Consider the following 22,433-nt stretch of genomic DNA (forward strand, 5'->3'; position numbering starts at 1 on the left):
CGCGACGGAAGTAGTCGGCGCAATTCACGAAACTTTTTGGATATGGCTTCATTTGAATCTTTTTATCAAGAATACCCCTGCTCGTACAATTCTCCCTTAAATTGCGATCGCCCTTTCCAAACGGCGCAGCAAATCAAGGGTGCTAAGTTTTGCTTGGAATGTGGTTTTCCGGCAACTTTACCACAGGAGGGTGAGATTAAAGGAAGTCAGGGAACTTATCAAATAACTAGTTTTGTCGGTGTGCGCGGTTTAGGCCGCTTATATTCAGGTGTTCAACTTAAAGACAAACAACCTGTAATCATCAAAGAATACTTGCTCCCTAATCGTTCTTTTAATGAAAGTGAGACTCAAAAGCGGAAAGAGACTTTTAAACGGGTGGGTGGGATAAGTTTAGCCGATAGTCGAATTCAAAACTTCCGTCTGGTGGAAACCAAAGAAGCGATCGCAGATGAAAAAGGAGAACGCTGCTATCTTATTACTCAAGGCATAGAATCATCCCAAACTTTAGGTAAATATCTCATAGAAAAGGGAGCAATGACATCTCTTGAGGTGCGTGAGGTACTAAATCAAGGTTTACAAACTCTCCAGTTTCTCCACACTCAAAAGCTGCGTTTTCCCTCCAATCAAACACAACTAGGTATCACTCACGGCAATATCAATTTAGATAGTATTTTAATTAAAGTAGAAAATCATCAAAAGTTTTCTATATACTTTTGTGATTTAGCTATCTGGGAAAACTTATTTATTCCCCCGATTATTCCTCAACCTGCTGCCGCCAGACCCGATCAAGATTTAGAATCATTAGGATTGTTAGCCTTTTATTTATGGGTAGGGCGGACAACTAATTTTTCATCTAACCAGCCTCTCGACCCTAGAGATAATCAACAATGGCCGGATACCGATAGCAATTTAAAACAGTTTATTTATCGTTTAATTGGGCTGGAAACTCCTTTTGAAAGTGCAGAAGCGGCTCGTAAAGCACTACTAGAACTTCCTCCAGAAGATCGTGCTAAAAGTTCAAGTTCAGTGCGTTCGCCAGGTTCTCAAGAACTAAAAAAGCCTTTGCCAACGCCCTTAATTTTACTAATAATCCTATTTTTATTACTACTTAGTGGGGGAATTTGGTATTGGCTTTGGGGTAGGAAAACAGATAATCCTAATCAATATATCCAATGGTCTAGACTTGTGCGGAATTTTTCCGAAGTCCCCAACGTTCCTTCTGGACAATTTACTTATACAGGAGAAAAAGATAGTACATGGAGTTTTGTTTTAACGCAATTAGTAGACAACAGTCGTTTAGGAGATTTATTGACCAGACCAAAGCCAGATGCAACAGCAACATTTGACTATAAATCTGTTTTGTCATCAAATAGAAATAATCCGATTAAAAGTATCGAAGAAGTTCAAACAAACAAAAAAGATTTTGCCATTACTAGTTTGGCGGACAACATTACAGATAAACTTGCGAAAAAAGCAATAGCCTATGATGGGTTACTTGTTTTTGTCGCATTTAATAAAAGAGATTCAAATCTTGCCAATGCTCTTGGGGGGCAAATCAATCTTGAGCAATTGCGTCAAATTTACACAGGTAAAATTACTAATTGGCAGCAGATTAATCCTAAACTTCCAAATCTGCCTGTGAAACCTTTTGCCCCAACCGAACCGGAAGCAATCAGTAAATTTCAACAAATAGTTCTGCAAAATGATCCTCAAGACGAAGCTTTATTTGCAGCGAAAGTTACTAAGCTTGATACAACAAAAACTCAAAACCTGATACGCAGTGAAACTTTAGATGGGCGAACTACTGGTATTATCAGTTTTGGGATTATCAGTAAAACTTCGAGTCAGTGTACTGGCTATCCTCTAGCGATCGCCGATGCTAAAAAGTCTGCTATTCAACCTCTGTTTCAAAAACGCGATCGGCGCTCAATTAATCCCTCAGATGATTTGTGTCAACATGATGATTATTATGTTGATGTCACAACTTTCCAAAGCTACCCTCTGGGATACCCTATTTTTGTAGTGTACCCTAAAGACAGCAACCTCCTGCGTGGTGGTTCTACATTTGCCCAGATGCTAACTACTCGTCAGGGTCAGTGTTTACTTAGTAAAGTAGGTCTTGTAGCTTTACAACCTATGCCTGATGATATAAAGTCTTATGCCTGCAAATCGGTGCCCTAATCCTAGTTGCGAATATTTTAACCGCGCCTTGCCTAACAATGCTAAGGTTTGTCCCTGGTGTTCCACCCCGGTGGGTAATGTAGTTTCTTCTACACCACAAACACCTAGTCAACCTCCACCTATTCAACAACAACCTAGTCAACCACCTGTTCAGTATCAACGACCGCCTACAGACCAACCTAACTACCAAGCTCCCCAACAAGCCCCGATTGATTATTCAACAGTCTATCAGCCACGAGTTTCCTATCAACCAACGCCGCCTGTTTATACCCCCCCGCCTCAAAGAGCGCCAGCTTTAAAGCTGATTCATAGCACTGGCAGAGAATTTCACCTCATTGGAGAAGGAGGTTATATTGGTCGCCGCAGTCAGAGTCCAGGAATAGCGCCGCCAGAAATTGACTTGACCGGCATTCCCAGTGAGGGAATAGTCTCTCGTCGTCACGCGCGAGTCGATTGGGACTGGTCGCAAAATTCTTACATGATTGTTGATATGAGTACAAATGGTATTTATTTAAACAACAATCCTTTGACTCCCGGTATGCAGTATCGACTACTTAACGGTGATTCACTGCGATTTGGTCAGGATAATCTAGTTAATTTCACTGTATATGTTGTGTAGTAGAAAGCTGATTTTATAACTTTTAGTTAACAAGACTTGGGGCTTAACAAGAAGTTTAAGCCCTTTGTTAAAGATAGACAAACTTCTGAGCTAAATAATTTAGTAAACTCTGTTGTTGACGACTCATTTTTACCTTCTTAAATCTAAAATTCGGCCATTAGTCATTTTCGGTTATCCCCAAAGACAAAGCACAATGGACAAATGACGATGGACAGAGGACAAAGGAAAAATGAGCAATGTATTTCGGGAATTTCTGCAAAAAGTAGGCAGCGGAAACCACACATCTAAGAATTTAACTCGTATTGAAGCAGCCACCGCTACTAAAATGATGCTGCTGGGTGAAGCGACACCAGCCCAAATTGGAGCCTTTTTGATTGCTCACCGAATCAAGCGTCCTACGGGAGAAGAGTTAGCCGGAATGTTGGATGCTTATGAGGAACTGGGGCCAAAACTGCAACCCATAGCCTCTGGGCGACCAGCGATCGCTCTTGGCATCCCTTATGATGGTAGGACACGCACGGCACCTATTAGTCCCGTCACAGCTTTACTACTCGCCGCAGTGGGACAACCAGTGGTAATGCATGGTGGCGATCGCCTACCAACAAAGTACGGTTTACCCCTGATCGATATTTGGCAGGGTTTAGGAGTCGATTGGACTACTTTACCCCTAGCACAAACTCAACAAGTGTTTGAGCAAACGAGAATCGGCTTTATTTATCTACCTCAGCATTTTCCCTTAACTACAAGTATTTGGGAGTACCGCGACCAACTTGGCAAACGTCCGCCGTTGGCGACAATGGAGCTAATTTGGTGTCCTTATGCTGGCGATTCTCACGTAATTTCTGGGTTTGTTCATCCACCGACAGAAGGGATGTTTCAGATAGCTTTAGGACTGCGAAGAGTGACAAAATTTACATTAATTAAAGGATTGGAAGGTAGTTGCGACTTACCGCGCGATCGCACTGCAATCATCAGTTTATCTTCATCCGTAGCACCCCAAGAGGTAGAACGATTGCACCTCGTACCGCGCGATTACGGCTTTACTACCAAGAACGTACCCCTTGGAACTACTGAAGAACTGGTGGCGGATATTCAAGAGGTTTTGGCAGGTAAACCAGGTGAATTGATGCAAACAGCCTTGTGGAATAGCGGATTTTATCTATGGCGCAGTGGTATTTGTTCAGATATGGCAGGAGGTTTAGCTAAAGCAGAAGAATTATTAACCAATGGTGTAGCAGCAGCTAAACTCCAAGAACTGAGCCAGGTAATAAATTCAGTATCAGCAGATGTATCCTTTAGGGTGTCAACGACTTCTCCAAAATAGATTTTTGTTCTAACCAATCTTTACCTACTTGGATACTGATATCCGATGCAAGGTTGCCAGTGCTTTCCACCCGCACTTCTCCAAATCCCAAAGTGGTGCGAATTGATTCGGCACTGTCACCATCCCCCTGTTGGGCGACAATATGAGTTACATCTAGAGGTTCACCCCATGCCTTGGCCACATAGATATTGCGATATCCAGATTTTTCCAAGGCTCTAATTAACGGTTCCAGGTTAGAGCGATCGCCACCTGTACTATCTTGAATTGCTACACGCAAAGAGCGGGGGTTAGTTGTAGTTGCCAGCTGTTCCTGTTCTGACTCCACACCAAAGTGTTGAGCCATCAGTTTCGCAATCCCATCTTTGTTGGGCAACCAATAGCTAGCATCAAATTCATTCTTTTCGCTAAAGCGACCTGGCAGCATTAACATTTGCATATTAGAGCGATTTGTCCGCACCCCAAAACCCATTAGTGCCACTAACTCTTCAACCGTCAAGTTAGTATCAATATGGTCTTTCACGACATCAAGAACTTTCGGTAATTGAGCAACAGTAGCCGGGTTGAGTGTTTGCTCCATCAAAGCGCGGATGACCATTTGCTGGCGCTGAATCCGACCAATATCACCGAGTTCGTCATGGCGAAAACGCAGCAATTGTAATGCCTGATCGCCATTGAGATGCTGCTTACCCGCCTTCAAATTGATGTACAAATGCTGAGAATCATCTTGGTATTTCATATCTTTAGGGACGTAGACAGTCACGCCACCCAAAGCATCAATCAGCTTGGCAACTCCCAAAACATTAATTCGGATATAGCGATCGATTCCTGCTCCTCCTAAGAGATTACTGACAGTTCTGGCAGTCAAAGCTGGCCCACCGTCAACATTGGCAGCATTAATTTTTTTCACTCCATACCCCTCTATTTCCGTGCGGGTATCTCTGGGAATGGAGAGCATATTTATTTTTTTCGTCTCTGGATCGAATTTGACCAAGAGCATCACATCAGAAAGACCATCAAAAGAGTTGACTTGGGGCAGATATTTGAGATTTTTGGTATCTTCAGGAGGGTTTTGGATATCTGGGGGAAGTACGCTCATCCCCATCACCAAAAGATTCACTGGACGAGTTAATTCTGAAAATCGCAGCACACCTCCAGAAATGCGATCGCTATCAAAGGCCGCCTCATCCTTTGGAGTTAGCTGCGCTTGTTGCAAAGGCGTACTCGTCAAAGACACTGCTAAAAGTGCCCCCGCAGTTGCAGATACCATCGCAATACCACCCATACCTACCCAAAACCACAGCCACCGTCCTGATGTCGAGCTTTGGGGAATTTTTTTATTGGACTTTGAGGCTTTTCCCGACTGGTTTTCTTCCGCCGAACTTCTTTGAATGGTCACAGACTTCCTCACACTTACTCACTAATCAAATTCAGTAATTTTGCAGACTAAAAACACCTAAACAAATCAACCCATAATAGCTAACTCTTAATTATCGGTGCTAACTTTTTTAATGTAGTGTCAACCACAACACTTATAGCAGCATTTATTCTTTTTTTGGGACAACCTGGAGATGTTTTACTGAAGTATGGCAATAATAAACTGGATTTGACTAGATATATAAATAAATCTGCCAGAAATTTTCCAAAATTCAGTAAAAACACCGACAATTTATCGCTTTAAAAAATTAAGATAAATACTTGCCAAGCACTCGTTCAGCTAAACTACTAAACCCTGGTAAACGACTAGATTTGCCCTGCATTAGGCGCAAAATCAACCAAATACTTACTAAAAAGTAACCTGACGTAAGAAAGCTATTGAGGATAAATAGACGTAGCGGAAAAAAATCTGAAGTTGCTGCCCCGGTGGCTAATAATAGATAACTCAACAGCCAAGTAAGTGCCAAAGTAATAGACAGACGACTAATAGCAAGTTGTTCCCGATTACCCTGGCCTCGATAGAGCGTCCACAAAGATGGAAAAAAGCCGACGATCGGAACTAAATGTAAAAGCAACTGTGTTTTAGGCATTGGGGATAGGGCATTATTATTCTCCCCCTGCTCCCCTACTCCCCCGCTCCCCCGCTCCCCTGCTCCCCTGCTCCCCTGCTCCCCATTCTCTTTTGGTTCAAAATTCTTCATTGGGGTTAGTCTAACTCCTAAACTAGAAGGATGAATAAGACTCATATAGTTAGAGATAATAAGCTGTAAAGAAAAATTTCATTTAGTTCTATTCCGCAATCAGCTCAAAATGCAGACACGTAAGCTACTCGACTGGTGGCAAACATTTACTCCAATAGCGCGAATCGGGGCGATCGCGCTATTCGCTCCGCTGCTAGTTCTCAATGGTTGGGCAATTTCGGTATTTTTCAATTATTTCCATTCTCTCATAGTCATTTTAGTCGGAGCCTCAGTGCTGGCATTTCTGCTCAACTACCCCGTGAGCTGGATGGAGCATCATGGTGCTAGGCGAGAGCAAGTTGCTATTTTAGTATTTCTCTTGGCTTTATCGATTTTATTGGCATTGGGTGTGACACTTTTTCCCTTGGCTCTTACCCAAGCTCAACAACTTGTGGCGCGTTTGCCAGAGTTAATCGACTCTGGACGCTCTCAGTTAATGATCTTAAACGGAAAAGCTGAGACTTTTGGCATACCGATTAACCTCGATGCTTTAGTGGTGCAAATCAACGATCGCGTCAAAGGACAATTACAAGCGATCGCTGGACAAGTTTTAAATCTGGCTGTACTGACAGTTACTAGTCTGCTAGATATTCTTTTGACGATGGTTTTGACTTTTTATCTTTTACAGCATGGGGGTGAACTCTGGGAAAGTTTAGTGGAGTGGCTACCTAATAAATTTCGCGAGCCTTTCTCTAAAACAGTCCGCCTCAGCTTTCAAAATTTCTTCATCACCCAGTTGATTTTATCTACCTGTATGGCTTCAGCCCTTATTCCTACCTTTTTGTGGCTGAAAGTGCCCTTTGGATTGTTATTCGGACTAACTATTGGCCTGATGGCTCTCGTTCCCTTTGGCGGTTCTGTAGGCATCGCCCTGACTACACTGTTGGTAGCGTTGCAAGATTTTTCAATGGGTGTGAGAGTGTTGATCGCAGCGGTAATTGTACAGCAAATTCTCGAAAATTTAATTGCCCCGCGAATTTTAGGCAGTTTTACTGGTTTAAATCCAGTTTGGATTTTAATTTCGGTCTTAACAGGGGCAAGAATTGGCGGACTGTTGGGTGTAATTGTGGCAGTACCTACAGCTGTTGTGATTAAGACTGCTTTAAGTGCCTTGCGTCCTGGTACCGGAACAAACGACAGCGCCATTGGGGAGATAACTGCATCCGTTCCAGGAAATGAGTCCTCGAAAGCCGACGACAACAAAACTTTGAGCATTTCTGAAGCAACATTGCCTTAATACAAGAAGGCAGGAAGGAACAGGAAGTGTATCATCAGTTATTTATCAGGAACGGTAAGGGACAAAGGAAAGAGTAAAAAGCTATTGCTTCTCTAATAATGGGAGACTCTTATTAACCTTTTTCCCTTTACCCCTCTTATTTCTTAAATTCTGTTGCAAGCGATTGTTTAATATCAAAATTTTCCAAATACTGTGAAAAGTCAGCCCTTGTCACCAAAAATGAATGCCAATTGGTATTTCGCTTCAATATTGTAAATAGCTTTTAAACTTTTAAATAAATCTAACTTTCAGAATCATTATCTAATTTAGAATTTAGGAAAGGAAACTACTTTGCAAGAAGTGCTTTTAAATTGCAGCAGAAGTGAAATTGCTAGGTTCTGCACTTGCCGATCGATACCATCTCCCTGAATAATCACCTGGGAACGTGACTGAATTAATTCCCGAATTTGTGGACATAATTCACGCCTTGAGATTACAGCTGGAAATGAACTCTGCAAGAATTGCTATTTGCTGAGTAAATTGGGATATAGATGCGGAAAATTTTTCTGGGTAAACTTGACCAGCAAATGGTAATGAAAAACTATTATCAAGATTTTTTAATTCGTGATTGGGTGAAAAGCGATCGCACAAGAGCCGCCGAAGTCATCAGTTATGTATTATCAGAATACGGTCTGGGTTGGGAACCCAAGGGTGCTGACCAAGATGTGCTGCAAGTCGAGGAATGTTATTTAGCTACTGGGGGAGAGTTTTGGGTAATTGAACACCAAAGTCAGTTAGTAGGTACTGGCGCATACTACCCCATACACCGAGGTGAAAAAGCTGTAGAAATCCGCAAAATGTATCTTTTACCCAGCATCAGGGGTTTAGGATTAGGGAAATATTTGTTACAACAGCTAGAAGCAGCGATCGTAAAGCGTGGTTTTCAACAAATTTGGATTGAAACCGCCAGTGTTTTGGTGGAAGCAGTCAAGCTGTATGAAAGCAATGGCTACACTCCAGCAACAGGAGTGGAAACAACAAGGTGCGATCGCGTTTATGTTAAGTCATTGGTCAATAGTCATTAGTCATTAGTCATTAGTCATTAGTCATTAGCTAAAAACAAAGGACAATGGACAATGGACAAAGGACAAATGACAAAGGATAAATGACAAATGACAAAGGACAATTCTAAATGCACGCTTGGATTAAAAATCTCACAGGCTTACTCAATCTTTTTCTCCAATCCCATTGCCCTCTATGTCAACGCGCAACTTCCCAAGAATTCTGTCATAACTGCACCAAACAACTGCAAAAATGTCAACGTAAAGACCCGATTTCTCTATGGCAAGAGCCTATACCAGTGTTTGGCTGGGGGGAATATGGTGGCCCAGTGAAACGAGCGATCGCAGCGATGAAATATGAAAATCAACCCCAAATAGCTCGTCCTTTGGGTCAATGGTTAGGGGAAGCATGGTTGTTAAATTCACCGAAGCGAGATAGCCAGCCTGTAGTAGTTCCTATCCCACTTCACGCTAGTAAACAAAAACAACGTAAATACAATCAAGCCGCACTGATAGCAGAAAGTTTCTGCGAAATAACTGGATTAAAATTGAAACTAAACGGTTTAGCAAGAGTGCGAGAAACTGAAGCGCAGTTTGGTTTGTCGGTATCTAAACGAGAAAAAAACTTGAACCAAGCTTTTGATATTGGGCAAGAATTTCGCCATCGTCCTCCAAATGTCCCAGTGCTGTTAGTAGACGACATTTATACTACTGGTGCTACTGCCAGGTCTGCTGTGCAAACACTTCGTCAGTATGGAATTGTGGTCTTAGGATTAGTTGCTGTAGCTACTGCGGTCAAAGATGGATAAATCAAGAGTTAATAGTCTAACTTTGGCAGATAAGTACATAAATTGACCTAATTACCCTATTTTTGTAGAAAAATTGCTTGAAATGTATGAATAAAGTTTTTGCGGCAGGTTTAAAACAACTCATCATCATTCCTGCCACATTGCTGGCAATAAGCATTAGTACTAGTGCAGCTTTTGCTCAAAATAAATTGTATAGTCCAATTCCTTTATCTAACAGTACTGAAATTGACGATCGCCTTTCAGACAAAGATATTCCCACAGGTCAAGGTGGGTTTGCCCGTGATTACACTGTGAAGTTACAGAAGGGCGATAATTTAGCAGTTGACCTGTCATCGGAAAACTTTGACAGTATCATCACACTGCTGGCACCTGATGGTTCGACTTTGGCAGAAAATGATGATGGCCCTGATGGTAGTAGCAATTCCTTACTCTTTACTCGCATCGTAGAAACAGGGAATTATGTTATTCGTGTCCGGTCTTTTGGGGAAACTGGAGTTGGGGCTTTTAAACTGAAAGTGACAAAGTTGCAACCGATTAAATAAAGTAGTCATTTGTCATTTGTCATTTGTCATTTGTCATTGGGCATGGAGAAGAGACAAGGGAGACAAGGGAGACAAGGGAGACAAGGGAGAGATTTACTTAACAATTCCCCCTTGTCCTTCTTTGTCCCCTTTTTGCTCTCTGCTCCCCATTTGTCAAAAAACGGTCAGTACGCAGAGAAATAAGGCTTCAGTCCACTCAACGACTGCGCCGTAGGTATCTCCAGTGTGTCCGCCTAGTTTATGGTTGAACCATGCACCAGTTAAAGTGGCGATCGCACTTCCAACAACTATGATTGTTAGTGCGAGAAATAGCTGCTGGTTATCTATTAGCCAAAGTAAACCACTCAAACTAAATAACAACAACAATCCTGGTAACAAATCTTGGTAAGAACGAATGGCTTGTTTGTGAAGCGCGCCTTTACCAGTTGCTTTCAAATAAGGATATCGGGCGATCGCTAGTTGTTGTCCCCAACGTCCCCAGCCACAAGCAGCCATCAGCAATAACCAACGGTTTTCTGGCATATCCGTCAAAGCTGTTATTTTCAGTAGCACCAAGGCGATCGCAGCCATTGCTCCAAAGGCTCCTGTAGCACTATCTGCCATTACCTCCAGTCGCCGATCTCGGTCGCCTACTGCTAAACCATCGGCAGTATCCATTGCCCCATCTAAGTGCAATCCTCCAGTTATGGCAATCCAAACACTTACTACCAAGGCACTACGAGTTAACACGGGCATACCAATATAATTCATCCCCGTATCTAGCAACCCTAAAATGCCCCCAATCATCACCCCGACAAGCGAAGCAAGACGTGCTACTCCCCGAAAGTCCAATCCATTTAAATACGGTAATGGAATAATTGTGTAAAATATAATACTAGCTGCCAGCTTTAACAGCAGCTTTTTCCACCACTGTTGCTGTTTCGTCATCTGAATTACATTAATTTTTGGTAAATTGCTGGATAATAGTCATAATTTCGGTAGAACCGACATCAGTAGACTTTAAAACTTTAAATAAGATTTACTTCTATTAAACATTCTCGTTGAAAATTTTGTTATGCTGGTCTAAGTGGTAAACAAATAGTTTTGAGTATTTTTTTATACAAAAACGAGTAACTTAGGAAATTAAAATTCCATCAAGGAGCAAAATTTGTGTTTTGTATTCGTTAACTAAAAACTTACTCCAAATTATTAGACGATTGCCCCATAAAATTGATATTTTTTTAAATGTAGGGAGTAAACAAGCTATTCAATTATGACAGTTTAGCTATGTTGTTGCTCTCCTTAGCTCAATCGCAATTTTCCTATGAGCCATCATCTACCCGACACCAGGATACCAGCTCCGTGCATTATTAACACGGGCATCATTGTGAATAAGCTCGACATCCGGCGATTGCTGGCAGATTTAGGTCGAGTCCACTACATCTACACCCAAGAAGATAAGGTACTGAGCGAGGGTGAAGGGGATGTGATGGAAGTTTTTGCCAATCCGCAAAGGTCTACCTTAGTGGCTAACCGCGCCCTATATCTGAATGTTTGTAGTTTTGATTATTTAGAACTAAAACAGTCGTCGCAACAAGAAACCTACTTCGATTTGATGCAAGAAGGATTGTGTCTGCGGTTAATTCCCCGATCGACACCTTTACAAGAGCGACGAGAGCGAAACTTCAATGTCAGCGCTATAGAAGCAATGATGGAACAAGTACTCTCAGCCAAGTGGGATGCAGAAATTGACGATGACTGTTCTGATTCTTTCTAAATAACAATTATTTAGAGTATATACTCGTAAAGTTGGTAACTAGGTTAGTAATGAATACTTAAGTGTTCGCTAAAACTCAACTACCAATCTTGGTGTTTGTCCATAATTTAGCCAAATATTATTAATTTTGCCCTAATACCATTTGGTTTTATGGCTGCTAGTACCGTAAGGCAAAAGCCAAAAGTCACTCATGCTTGAATTTTGGGCTTTCTGGCTGTAATGAAATGGTAGGTTTATTTCTGCTGCGTTGTACTAGTTATGGATTTTTGAAACTCTTTATCGATTAGTGTTTCACAATCCAAAATTTAAAATCTAAAATTCCAAATGGCATGAGTGCGAATTTTTCTTTTCAATGTCTTGCTTGCTGTAGTCAGACAAAAGCTAGAGCAGGAGTGTTTTTCACCCCTCACGGTCTTGTAGAAACCCCCAGATTTATGCCAGTAGGAACGCTGGCAAATGTCAAAACTATTACTCCATCTCAGCTACGAGATACTGGGGCGCAAATGATCTTATCTAATACTTATCATCTTCACCTACAACCAGGAGAAGCGATCGTGGCTGGGGGTGGTGGTTTGCATAAATTTATGGGTTGGAACGGCCCAATGCTCACAGATTCGGGTGGGTTTCAGGTCTTTAGCTTAAGCGAGATGCGAAAAATTACTGAAGAAGGCGTAACTTTTCGCTCGCCCCATGATGGACAAATTATTAACTTAACCCCAGAGCTATCCATTCAGATTCAAAATACTTTGGGGGCTGATGTGATTATGGCCTTTGATGAGTGTCCGCCTTACCCAGCGACTCGCCAAGAGGTTGAAACTGCAACTGAGCGCACTTATCGCTGGTTAGAACGCTGTATAACAGCTCATCAACGCAGCGATCAGGCGTTGTTTGGAATTGTGCAAGGGGGGGTGTATTTGGATTTGCGTTGCCGTGCGGCGGAAGCTTTGGCTAAGTTAGATTTGCCCGGATATGCCATTGGTGGCGTGAGTGTGGGAGAACCGCCAGAATTGATGGCTGAGATTGTCAAAGTGACAGCACCGCTTCTACCTCCCGAAAAGCCGCGTTACTTGATGGGTGTGGGTACTTATCGGGAAATGGCGATCGCGATCGCATCTGGTATAGACTTATTTGATTGCGTCATTCCCACCCGCTGGGCAAGACATGGTACAGCGATAGTTCAAGGCGGACGCTGGAATTTAAAAAATGCTAAGTTTCGTGAAGATTTTACGCCATTAGATGAAACTTGCCCGTGCTACACTTGTCAAAATTTTAGCCGTGCTTACATATCTCATTTGGTGCGATCGCAAGAAATTTTAGCTTATACCTTGTTGAGTATTCACAACATCACCGAACTAGTTCGCTTTACACAGCATATTAGAGAAGCAATATTAAGCGATCGCTTTGTCGCAGAATTTGGTCACTGGCTCACCGAAGAAAGCAAAGATGAGAAATAGAGAGTCAAAGAGCAGAGGATTAATGACCAATGACCAATGACCAATGACCAAACCATGTTAAGATACTTCTCAATTATGAAAGCTGTGTTGGATAGGTGGATTTAAACAAACATGGAAGCAGCACTTTTATTAGCAAAACTGCCAGAAGCTTACCAAATCTTCGATCCTTTGGTAGACGTTCTCCCAGTTATCCCTGTATTCTTCTTGTTGCTTGCTTTTGTTTGGCAAGCAGCTGTGGGATTTAGATAAGTTAATCTATTGTTCAATTTATAGGACAGGTAGACTACCTGTCCTATTTTTTTGCAGCCTCGGGTTTGAGAAAATTAATATTTATTAATATTTTGCAATGAATTATTATAATAAATAAGATATTAATCAAGCTATGTCAATATAAAGCCTTGAAAGCCAAGCTTACAGTCAAGGAGGAATCAGTTATGGGTAATATCAAATTCGTTAAAGAAAATAAAGAAGTAGTGGCAGCAGATGGTGCTAATCTCCGGCTTAAGGCGATACAAAATGGCATTGACATATATACATTGATTGGCAAGATGACCAATTGTGGTGGTTATGGTCAGTGTGGTACTTGTGTTGTGGAGATAGTGGAAGGACTAGAAAATCTTTCCCCCCGCACAGATGTAGAAAACCGGAAATTCAAGAAAAAGCCAGAAAATTACCGCCTTGCCTGTCAAACTTTAGTGAATGGCTCAGTCAGCGTAGTCACGAAGCCTTAAGTTCTCAAATCTGTCATGTATCCAGTCAGTAGTCAAAATACTTACCAAAATTGAGTTTCCTCTCTACCAGACGCTACGCGGACATTTTGAATACTTCGACAAGCTCAGTACAAGTTTTGAATTTTGAATTGGTATAACTCTGTCATCGATAATGCTATCCTAATGTTGTTGACTGGAAATTTAAGAGAGGCTTTCTTGCCATGCAAGTTAATGACCTGGGGTTCATAGCGAGCATTTTGTTCGTACTAGTCCCCGCTGTGTTTTTACTAATTCTGTACATCCAAACTGCTAGCCGCGAAGGTGGAAAAGATAGTTAAGAGTTTGTGTATAAAATAAATAACCCTTGCGCTAATAGTGTAGGGGTTTTTATTTATCAACTATCCATTTAGTGCTGTTAGCGTAGCCTGTGCTGAGTGCCCAATAGTAAAGACAAGAAAAATCTTACTTCTTTACTATTTTATGACAACAATTATTATACTCAGCACTGTTTACTTTAAGCGATTGTCCGCGCTAACAATACTGGACAAGTGGCATTGACTCGAACATAGTCAGACAAAGAAGATCCGATGAGCCGATCTATATCAACAAAACTCTTAGCGATCGATGGACGACGATCTGGAGAACCGAGCAATAATAAGTCTATATTCAACTCTTCTGCCAATCGGCAAATTTCTTCACCAGGTTTGCCACTGCTGATATAAGAACGAGATTGAATGCCTTGTTTTTCAGCTTCTGCAACAGCGGCTGCTAAAACTGGATTTTTAGCTGGGTTAACCTGGGTTATTTCCGATTTTTTACCCCCAAAATCTGTACTAATATTTGCTAAAATTAACTCGCCGCCTGGAATATCTCGCAGTAAAAATAATGCCAATTTCAAGCAATTTTTTGCTGAATCAGAATTGTCTATTGCCACCATAATGCGCTTAATTCTTTTAACATAAATGTCATCTTTTACCAGCAACATGGGGCGAGAAGATAGCTGGAAAACATACTGACTGACTGAGTTCGATAAAATCGATTGCAGCCGTTTCAGTCCGCGTGAACCCATAATAATCAAGTCAGCATCGATTTCATCAGCGACCTGGCAAACCACATCTTTAGGGTCGCCTTCACGCAAAATTGAAGAAACTTGGCTAGGATCTAAGTTCAAGGTTTGAATGGCATTCGCCAGAATTTTACCACCATTTTCCCATTTAGCTGTCATGGTAGTAGCAGTTCTTTGTGCTTGAACAACATGCAAAATTGTAACTTTTGCAGATTGAATTGAAGGGATTTCTTTCAGGGTTTTGAGCATTTCCTCTGCGTGTCCCAATCCCGATACAGCCAGCAAAATTCTTCTGATCATTTTACGTAATTTTTGTGAAGTTTACTTTTGTTTTCGCTGTTGGTACTTGGCTCTGGTCAGATTTTCACCACCTTGTTTGACAGCCTAGTTAGTAAGTTGATACAAATAAACTTTATTTCTTAGTATTTAACACTCAAATAAATGACAAAGGATAAAAAACTAAACAAATATTTAAGTTTATTTGCACTTAGTTACTTAAACTTTCAACTAGACTTCAACTATTCAGCATACTCTTAACTTAGTCTAATGAACTTAATAAATTATGATGTTAGTTATTATTTTTAATCTATGTTTACTTTTGTTAATTATAAATAAGTTAAGTATTGCAAATAAATGCCAAAATAACTCTATAGTAAAATTGATTTAGTATAACCTTTAACAGGCGATCGCTTCCTACTTAATATAGTCTACACGCCTTTTGAGTTTCCCATATTCTCTAGCTTTTTAAGCCTTTTGCAGTTTTAGTAACTCAGATAGGATTACTCTATCGGAACATCCGCAAAATGTGGGATAACAAACTCCGAATTCAGATATTCTAATAGTCGAAATTATATTTAATACTATATTGAAACCCCCCAGATTCTATTCGGAGGGTTTGTTTGATTACTTGTGAGATTTGCTTAACTTAGAAGTGCCCCTGGTTTTCCGTTCTGGACTACAAAGGAAGCTAGGGTTTTGACTGAGGCATTCATATCAACGATGCTTGATACAACACGATAGTCGCTTTGCCAGCGTTTTGGAGTCAGGTTACAGCGGACGTATCCTCGGTAAGCACCGTCAAAGAACTTAGTATGGGGATTATTAGTTAGGGCAGCTTGAGATGGAGCGATAAATGAGGTGGGAAAGTCAGAGGTGATTGAAGTTCCTACAAACTCAGTGCCTACCGTCGGCGAGTTTGGGTTATTAAAGTCAAGCTTTAGGTCGTGTACCCAACTAGAATGAATATCTCCAGTAATTACCACTGGATTAGAGGGTTGGCGCTGGTTGAGAAAACTCAAAAGCCGATTACGCGCAGCCACGTAACCGTCCCACTGATCCAAATTGAAGACATCGGCACCTGCACTACTATTGAAATTGTACTCGGCTAGCATGGTCTGTTGAGCAATCACATTCCAGCGCGATCGCGATTGGTCTAACCCTTTTCGTAGCCACTGTTCTTGCTTTGAGCCGGTCATGGTAGCATTTATATCAAAAGCTTGGGGACAGCGAGGCTTAAGTCCATCATCACAAGGTTGGTTAGTGCGATACTGCCTGGTGTCTAAGACGTTGAACTCAGCTAAATTACCGAAAGTTAACCGCCGATAAAGCAACGCGTCTGGGCCCTTGGGTAATGAAGACTGACGTAGGGGCATGTGTTCGTAGTAAGCTTGGTAAGCATTAGCTCGCCGTTTTCTAAAAGCCTCTTGAGTTTGGTTGTCTTCTGAGATTAAGTTGGCGTAGTTGTTGTCAACTTCATGATCGTCCCAAGTGACAATCCAGGGAAAAGCCGCATGAGCAGCTTGAAGATTTGGGTCAGTTTTGTAGAGGGCGTGGCGATCGCGATAGTCTTTAAGAGTAATGATTTCTGGACTATTATGCTGGCGTGGCCCACCAGACTGTGGCCCGTATTCGTAGATGTAATCACCCAAATGAACCACAAGGTCGAGATTTTCCTCAGCCAAGTACCGATAAGCCGTATAGTAGCCATTTTGCCAATCTTGACAGGAGACAAAAGCAAAGTTCAGTTGTTGGGTATAGCTATAAAATGCTGGTGCTGTGCGAGTCCGTCCAATGGGGCTAACCTCCATACCCGCTTGAAATTGATACCAGTACCAACGGTTAGGGTCTAACCCCCGGACATCAACGTGGACTGAGTGTGCTAATTCTGGTGTCGCTAGTACTGTTCCTTGCCGCACAATCTGTTTCATGTTTTCATCGAGGGCGACTTGCCACCGCACTGGAACATTTACCAGTGGCATTCCACCTCCAGAGAGTGGATTTGGAGCCAGTCGTGTCCAGATAACAACACCATCCGGTAAAGGATCGCCAGAGGCAACACCAAGACTGAACGGATAGCTAGAAAACCTTGAGTTAGCCAATACCGGATGCCATTGGCTAGCTATTGTTAACCCCGTTAAAAATCCTGCACCCAACAAAAAATTCCGCCGTTTGCACCGATTTGCTAGCAGGCGTGTACCATCCATAAGTTCCATATTCACCCCTTCCCAGATGTAAATACAGTTGGCATTCAGGAGGGTCAATTGCCAAAAGCACAAATAATGGCTTGATTTGACTTGTTTCCTAATTGCTGCTCAACCAAACACAAGGAACCTATCAACCCAGGATCAAGTAGAAATTAAGATTTTGTTAAATTTAAATTTGAATTAGGGAATTAGCACTGGGAGAATTTGTGGGGAATTTAAACCCACCACCCAAATAATAAATAATTTATGACAGTTAACAATACAATTTTGGGAGAGGTTGAAATAGTTAAGCAATTGCTAGCTTATGGAAAATTTGAACAAAAAATTGATGCTCTTCTAGATGCTTTTGAATATGGGGAAGCTGGCTTAGACTTGATTATTCAAGCTTTACAGAACTCAGAAGTTGATGTTCAAGAAGCAGCTTATTGGCTACTTCAAGAAAGTGCAGAGCCAAGAGCTAAACTGGCATTACAGGCATACAACCCCTATTTATTTTTTGAGTATCTTTTTACTATTGAAAGGTATACCGATGAAGTTCGCAGGATAGCTTGTGTAGATATAAGCCAAGAGTTGCAAACCTTAGTTACTTGTAATTATAAAAACATAATTCAAATGTGGAATATGCAAACACAACAAGTAATATGCACATTCCAGCCAGAAGCAACCAAGGAATTCGATCAAATCGCGCTCGTACCTAATAATCGCATTTTAGGACTTTGGTATTGTCTTGATTTGGTTGAGGTGTGGGATTTAAAAATAGAGCAGAAGATTTTCAGTACAAATATCCAGTCTGAGGAATTTTGGAGAGTTTCTTTTAGCCCAGATGGTCAAACTTTTGTAAGTACTCGTGATGGCTATGAACTAACATTTTGGGATGTTAATGAACAAAAGAAAACACCTTCTATTTTTATCCCCGAAAATATTCATCGCCGTTATCCCATTTACTCAAATTCGCAAATATTAGTGACTGAAGAACAAGGCTTTGACCAAAACTATGAAATATGGGATTGGCAAACCCAACAAGTAATTTGCACCTTAAGTCTTTCAGGGTATATGCCTGTAATTACTGTCAGCCGCGATCGACGTTTTTTACTTAGTGGTAGTCGAGAAAATGGAATTATCAAAGTGTGGAATATTCGGACAGGACATGAACTTTGTAGTCTCACAAGTCATTTATCGTCAATTACTGGTCTTGCAATTAGCTCAGATGGACAGAGACTATTTGTTTGGAGTGGAGACAGCACCGTTGAGGTGTGGGGAATTTAATTTTTCACGGTGATTTCACATAGTTTTACTTCAAAATTCCCAATTACACTGTATAGATTACGAATTATTTAAAACCTGCCATTTCCCTGAACAATGTGCTTAACGGTGGTCAAGGTTTCCAGGCTGATAAATCCCCGACGATGACCTTTTTGATTAGACATGCCGAGAAATACTGAATCTCCCCGCGAAGGGTTGCGGGAAAAACGCGGGGAAGTGTTGATGTAGGTAGAGGCACTGTTCACTCCCAAGGCAAACTGCCGACTTTCCTGGTAGGATTCAGTAACAATGGAGTCGGCATGACCACTGCTGTATTCATTAATCCAAGCGATCGCACTCTCTAAGCTATCCACCAGTTTAAAAGCTACTGTCCTCGTTAAATAAGGGTTTCCCCATTCGCCTTCCTTCACCAGCTGCAACTGAGGAAAGGCTTGGACTAGTTCTGCATCTCCTTTAATTTCAAAGCCTTTTTCCATCAAGCTGTTCCACAAGACAGCTAAAGATGATGGCAAGGCTTGACGATGAATTAGTACTTTTTCAATGGCGTTAACTCCATCGGGTTCACTTTGATGACTATTAAGAATCATCCAGCGTACCATTTCTAAGCTGCTATTGGGCGACCAATAAAGGTAACAGTTACCCATCGCCGACTTTAAAACTGGGCAAGTTGCCTGTCGGACTACCTGCTGCACTAAGCTAGAACGTCCGTAAGGAATAACTAAATTCACGTACTGGTCTTGGGTAACAAGATCGCGAACTGAAGCCCCATGTTCTGCTGTAATCATTTCTAGACAGCCCGGAGCTAGACCAACTTCTGCGATTGCATTTTGCAGTACCTCAGCGATGACCGCGTTAGAATGGCTAGCTTCGGTGCTGCCTTTGAGAATTATACAATTACCAGTTTTGATACAAAAACCGGCTGCGATCGCTCCTAAATCGGGAAAGGCTTCATAAATAAATCCAATCACTCCCAAGGGCATTAACTGAGTGTAACTTTGGGAATCTTCTAGTTGATAATCAGCGGTTCTGACGCGTCGCAGCGGATCTGATAATTCCCCCAACCGTTGTAAAATGTCTACTGTCATCTCTAGCCTTGTGGGAGTCAGCTTCAGCCAGTCCAATATCAGCTCAGGCACTGCCATTTCCCGACTGGCTTCTAAATCCAAGGTATTGGCTTCTAGAATGTCGTCAAATGAGCGCTCAATCGCCTTAGCCATTGCCAATACTGCACGACTCCGGTCTGCTCCCTTTGTGAGCGCCAGCTTTAGGGAAGCATGATAGGCTCGTTGGGCACTAGTAATCGGTTCGGGGTGGTCATCCAATTCAACAGTCATTGAGTTAACGTCTGTAGGTAAGCCAGACCATTAGTGCTGGTAAGATAGCCAATAGCACCGCCACCATTGCCCAAGCAATGATGCTGGAACCATTTGCCAATCGCAGTGCTAATGGCAGCCATATAATCACTAGCACGAAAATAATCCCCAGCGCTATAGGCAAATAGCTTTCTCCCAGGCGGGGATGGACAACATGCCAACTATTTCCCATCCAACGCCAAGCCCGTTTGTAGGGATAGGTGGTGGAAAGCTGTTCTAGGACATGACCATTATCTTCTACAACAAAGATTTGCTGACAGCGATCGCAACCAAATGCTTCTGTCAGCGTAATCGGAATTAACTGACCCCGGCGACGACAGGGACAGGGGTATTCGGTATTGAAATCGATTTTTTCGGGTTTTTGAGATTGCACAAGCGTTCTAATAACTTGAGCGTGTTTTACACGAACTACGAGAATATAATGCCTTGGTAAACACCTTAGAGGCTTCTGTCTTTATATACATAAAAAGGTGATGCAAACATTGCCTTGATTACCAACAGTAGATGCAGCTAACTTTAAGTATCCTACTAATTGCCAAGTCAGTACGGAGTTATCTATTTTTAATCTTTCCCCGTAGCTGGCGATCTTGTTTAAAAATTTCCTTCTCTTCATCTGTCGCTTTCAAGGTAATGTGGTTGCGTTTTTGGGGATTTATTATGCTGACACACCTGATACAATTTTAAGCATAGGTGGCGACCACTCCGAAAGCCAATCCTTTGGGAAGGCTAGGCTCGTAAACAACACGCATCAACAAACCCGCTAATTTACCTTTGGGTCACGATATATTACAATCAGTTATCAAGGTTAGATCGGGATTATCTCCAATCTCTATGCCTTGGAGTTTACAGGCGTTTCCAGAGCAGAAACTGCTAAAACACTTATTGTAGTGTGTAACTGTTTGTCCTATATAGATTGTGGCTAATTTTAACCGATCTGTCCACATTCGGAGCAGTTTACAAGAGTGCAGAGCTAATCTACGAACACTTCAACGCACCCTAAAAACACTAAACCTCTTGGAATTGTTAAATTCAAGAGGTTTTAGTTGGAAGCGGGTAACGCGATTCGAACGCGCGACATTCACCTTGGCAAGGTGACGCTCTACCACTGAGCTATACCCGCGATCATCACCCAAATACCAATATCTCAGATTTATCTGTAATTGTCAACCCCCTAATTTAGTGATTGGTCATTAGTCATTCGTCATTGGTCATTAGTGAATAACAAAGGACAAATGACTAATGACGGACTAGCCGAGTTCTTCTGACTCGACAGTTAAATTGCCGACGCTGGCACTTGGAAAAGAGGGTGGCAAAGACTGGCTATTACGAGAATATGGCTCTGTTAGGTTAGAACGTAGTTGTCGCATCAGGCTAGCCATTTCTAAAGCATTCAGGGCGTAATCCCAGCCATGATTACCTTTTATGCCTGCCCGTTCTAGGGCTTGCTGCATAGTATCTACTGTCAAAATGCCAAAAATGACTGGCACCCCAGTTTGAAAGCTAGCAGCAGCAATGCCTTTAGAAACCTCTGAGGATACGTAATCAAAATGGGGTGTTTGTCCTCGAATGACTGCGCCAAGACAAATTACAGCATCATAACGATGTGAAAGTGCTAATTGGCGAGCTACTAAAGGTACCTCAAAACTTCCCGGAACCCAAACATAGTCCACCTGATTACCTTGGGGATTAGGGTCTACACCGTGGCGTTTTAAACAATCTTGACATCCCTCTAGCAGCTTTCCGGTAACGAGGTCATTGAATCGACCAATCACCACTGCAAACCGCAAAGGCTCCGTTTGGGTAAAAGTTCCCTCGAAAACTGCCATGACTGCCTCTTTATCAACTATACTTCTGGTCAATATACATTTCTTATTTAAATGTAGAGGAGCAGGAAAGCGCGGTCAAAATGAAGTTAGTAGGAAAAAGAAAAAATCCCTTGTTTCCCTTAACCTTTGACCTTGGCTTTTCTGCCCCTCTAGTTCTTATATTATGTGCCTGCGCCAGAGCGAAGCCGTCGCCTACACGACAAAAAAGTTTAACAAACCAACTAAAAACACCAAACCAATCCAGACCCCAGAACCTAGCCAGAGCAGTTTTTTAGAATCATTCCAGTTTTGGGGAGTGGCATAAGCAACCGGAACGCCCACAACGAGGACAAAAGACAACACTACTAGACCTATCAAGGCAAATTGGAATATTATGGTCATTTTTGCTTCTCCCAATACAGCGAAATACTAAGGATAGAATATCCTAAAGGGCGACACTGACACTTTCTTATTATTTTTAAGCTAGCAGAAATTGCAACATTTTTGTTATTAGTCATTGGTCATTAGTCATTTGTCCGTTACCAATGCCCAATGTCCAATACAACTCTTAGAGAGGCTGCGCCTTAAGCGAAGCTA

Annotated in this window: 22 protein-coding genes and 1 tRNA gene; 13 read left to right on the forward strand and 10 right to left on the reverse strand. The window is 41.8% G+C overall.

Annotation, left to right across the window (positions count from 1 at the left end):
• The first annotated feature begins 42 nt into the window (after positions 1–42).
• The 3 genes from RM368_RS09220 (at position 43) to RM368_RS09230 (ending at position 4,124) form a co-directional block, all read left to right on the forward strand.
• Positions 43–2,181: a substrate-binding domain-containing protein gene (locus RM368_RS09220; protein ID WP_322693803.1), complete on the forward strand. Its 2,139-nt coding sequence runs from the start codon at positions 43–45 to the stop codon at positions 2,179–2,181.
• On the forward strand, positions 2,159–2,800 hold the full coding sequence (locus tag RM368_RS09225; protein ID WP_322693804.1) for an FHA domain-containing protein: 642 nt from the start codon (positions 2,159–2,161) through the stop codon (positions 2,798–2,800). The genes RM368_RS09220 and RM368_RS09225 overlap by 23 nt, the downstream gene beginning before the upstream one ends.
• 229 nt (positions 2,801–3,029) lie before the next feature.
• Positions 3,030–4,124: an anthranilate phosphoribosyltransferase family protein gene (locus RM368_RS09230; RefSeq protein ID WP_322693805.1), complete on the forward strand. Its 1,095-nt coding sequence runs from the start codon at positions 3,030–3,032 to the stop codon at positions 4,122–4,124.
• Here RM368_RS09230 and RM368_RS09235 read toward each other — a convergent pair.
• Together RM368_RS09235 and RM368_RS09240 are read right to left on the reverse strand one after the other, a co-directional pair.
• Entirely contained in the window at positions 4,096–5,520 is a 1,425-nt protein-coding gene (locus tag RM368_RS09235) for an LCP family protein (protein WP_322693806.1), read from the reverse strand. The genes RM368_RS09230 and RM368_RS09235 overlap by 29 nt on opposite strands.
• A gap of 286 nt (positions 5,521–5,806) precedes the next feature.
• The gene (locus RM368_RS09240) at positions 5,807–6,148 is read right to left on the reverse strand and encodes a hypothetical protein (protein WP_322693865.1); all 342 of its coding nucleotides are present in this window, start codon (positions 6,146–6,148) and stop codon (positions 5,807–5,809) included.
• A 220-nt stretch (positions 6,149–6,368) separates the two neighbouring features.
• Here RM368_RS09240 and RM368_RS09245 point away from each other — a divergent pair, with 220 nt between their 5' ends.
• From RM368_RS09245 to RM368_RS09260, 4 genes are all read left to right on the forward strand, one after another.
• On the forward strand, positions 6,369–7,535 hold the full coding sequence (locus tag RM368_RS09245) for an AI-2E family transporter (protein WP_322693807.1): 1,167 nt from the start codon (positions 6,369–6,371) through the stop codon (positions 7,533–7,535).
• 572 nt (positions 7,536–8,107) lie between these two features.
• Positions 8,108–8,599, forward strand: coding sequence for a GNAT family N-acetyltransferase (locus RM368_RS09250; protein ID WP_322693866.1), 492 nt, complete (start codon positions 8,108–8,110; stop codon positions 8,597–8,599).
• A 107-nt stretch (positions 8,600–8,706) separates the two neighbouring features.
• Positions 8,707–9,384 (forward strand): ComF family protein, encoded by a 678-nt coding sequence (locus RM368_RS09255; protein ID WP_322693808.1) that lies wholly within the window; start codon positions 8,707–8,709, stop codon positions 9,382–9,384.
• 86 nt (positions 9,385–9,470) lie between these two features.
• Positions 9,471–9,926 (forward strand): PPC domain-containing protein, encoded by a 456-nt coding sequence (locus RM368_RS09260; RefSeq protein WP_322693809.1) that lies wholly within the window; start codon positions 9,471–9,473, stop codon positions 9,924–9,926.
• Between the two features lie 153 nt (positions 9,927–10,079).
• On the opposite strand, the gene cobS is transcribed toward RM368_RS09260, so the two are convergent.
• Positions 10,080–10,853 (reverse strand): adenosylcobinamide-GDP ribazoletransferase, encoded by a 774-nt coding sequence (cobS, locus tag RM368_RS09265; protein WP_322693810.1) that lies wholly within the window; start codon positions 10,851–10,853, stop codon positions 10,080–10,082.
• A 376-nt stretch (positions 10,854–11,229) separates the two neighbouring features.
• Here cobS and RM368_RS09270 point away from each other — a divergent pair, with 376 nt between their 5' ends.
• The 5 genes from RM368_RS09270 (at position 11,230) to psbM (ending at position 14,184) form a co-directional block, all read left to right on the forward strand.
• Complete coding sequence (locus RM368_RS09270; RefSeq protein WP_322693811.1) at positions 11,230–11,682, forward strand: hypothetical protein; 453 nt, start codon at positions 11,230–11,232, stop codon at positions 11,680–11,682.
• A gap of 329 nt (positions 11,683–12,011) precedes the next feature.
• Positions 12,012–13,136 (forward strand): tRNA guanosine(34) transglycosylase Tgt, encoded by a 1,125-nt coding sequence (gene tgt / locus RM368_RS09275; protein ID WP_322693812.1) that lies wholly within the window; start codon positions 12,012–12,014, stop codon positions 13,134–13,136.
• A 111-nt stretch (positions 13,137–13,247) separates the two neighbouring features.
• Positions 13,248–13,385: a photosystem II reaction center protein K gene (locus tag RM368_RS09280; RefSeq protein WP_006195022.1), complete on the forward strand. Its 138-nt coding sequence runs from the start codon at positions 13,248–13,250 to the stop codon at positions 13,383–13,385.
• Positions 13,386–13,570: 185 nt separating this feature from the next.
• Positions 13,571–13,867 carry a 2Fe-2S iron-sulfur cluster-binding protein gene (locus tag RM368_RS09285; protein ID WP_322676274.1) on the forward strand — a complete coding sequence of 99 codons (297 nt, stop codon included), beginning with the start codon at positions 13,571–13,573 and terminating at the stop codon, positions 13,865–13,867.
• Positions 13,868–14,067: 200 nt separating this feature from the next.
• A complete protein-coding gene (gene psbM, locus RM368_RS09290; RefSeq protein ID WP_084227279.1) occupies positions 14,068–14,184 on the forward strand; it encodes a photosystem II reaction center protein PsbM in 117 nt (38 codons plus the stop codon).
• 176 nt (positions 14,185–14,360) lie between these two features.
• Here the strand turns inward: psbM and RM368_RS09295 are convergent, their stop codons facing one another.
• Positions 14,361–15,212: a universal stress protein gene (locus tag RM368_RS09295; RefSeq protein ID WP_322693813.1), complete on the reverse strand. Its 852-nt coding sequence runs from the start codon at positions 15,210–15,212 to the stop codon at positions 14,361–14,363.
• Between the two features lie 620 nt (positions 15,213–15,832).
• Positions 15,833–17,404 (reverse strand): alkaline phosphatase, encoded by a 1,572-nt coding sequence (locus tag RM368_RS09300; RefSeq protein ID WP_322693814.1) that lies wholly within the window; start codon positions 17,402–17,404, stop codon positions 15,833–15,835.
• Positions 17,405–17,641: 237 nt separating this feature from the next.
• Here RM368_RS09300 and RM368_RS09305 point away from each other — a divergent pair, with 237 nt between their 5' ends.
• Positions 17,642–18,661, forward strand: a complete 1,020-nt coding sequence (locus RM368_RS09305) for a hypothetical protein (RefSeq protein ID WP_322693815.1) — start codon at positions 17,642–17,644, stop codon at positions 18,659–18,661.
• Positions 18,662–18,729: 68 nt separating this feature from the next.
• On the opposite strand, the gene RM368_RS09310 is transcribed toward RM368_RS09305, so the two are convergent.
• The 5 genes from RM368_RS09310 to psbZ form a co-directional block, all read right to left on the reverse strand.
• On the reverse strand, positions 18,730–19,992 hold the full coding sequence (locus RM368_RS09310) for a glutamate-5-semialdehyde dehydrogenase (RefSeq protein ID WP_322693816.1): 1,263 nt from the start codon (positions 19,990–19,992) through the stop codon (positions 18,730–18,732).
• 4 nt (positions 19,993–19,996) lie between these two features.
• Complete coding sequence (locus RM368_RS09315; RefSeq protein ID WP_094348002.1) at positions 19,997–20,404, reverse strand: hypothetical protein; 408 nt, start codon at positions 20,402–20,404, stop codon at positions 19,997–19,999.
• A 675-nt stretch (positions 20,405–21,079) separates the two neighbouring features.
• Positions 21,080–21,151, reverse strand: a tRNA-Gly gene (locus RM368_RS09320).
• Positions 21,152–21,278: 127 nt separating this feature from the next.
• Complete coding sequence (gene ribH, locus RM368_RS09325) at positions 21,279–21,857, reverse strand: 6,7-dimethyl-8-ribityllumazine synthase (protein ID WP_322693867.1); 579 nt, start codon at positions 21,855–21,857, stop codon at positions 21,279–21,281.
• Between the two features lie 192 nt (positions 21,858–22,049).
• Positions 22,050–22,238, reverse strand: coding sequence for a photosystem II reaction center protein PsbZ (gene psbZ, locus RM368_RS09330; protein ID WP_322676268.1), 189 nt, complete (start codon positions 22,236–22,238; stop codon positions 22,050–22,052).
• Positions 22,239–22,433 lie beyond the last annotated feature (195 nt).

Source organism: Nostoc sp. DedSLP03, assembly GCF_034530815.1.
In the GTDB taxonomy this organism is placed as follows: domain Bacteria; phylum Cyanobacteriota; class Cyanobacteriia; order Cyanobacteriales; family Nostocaceae; genus Nostoc.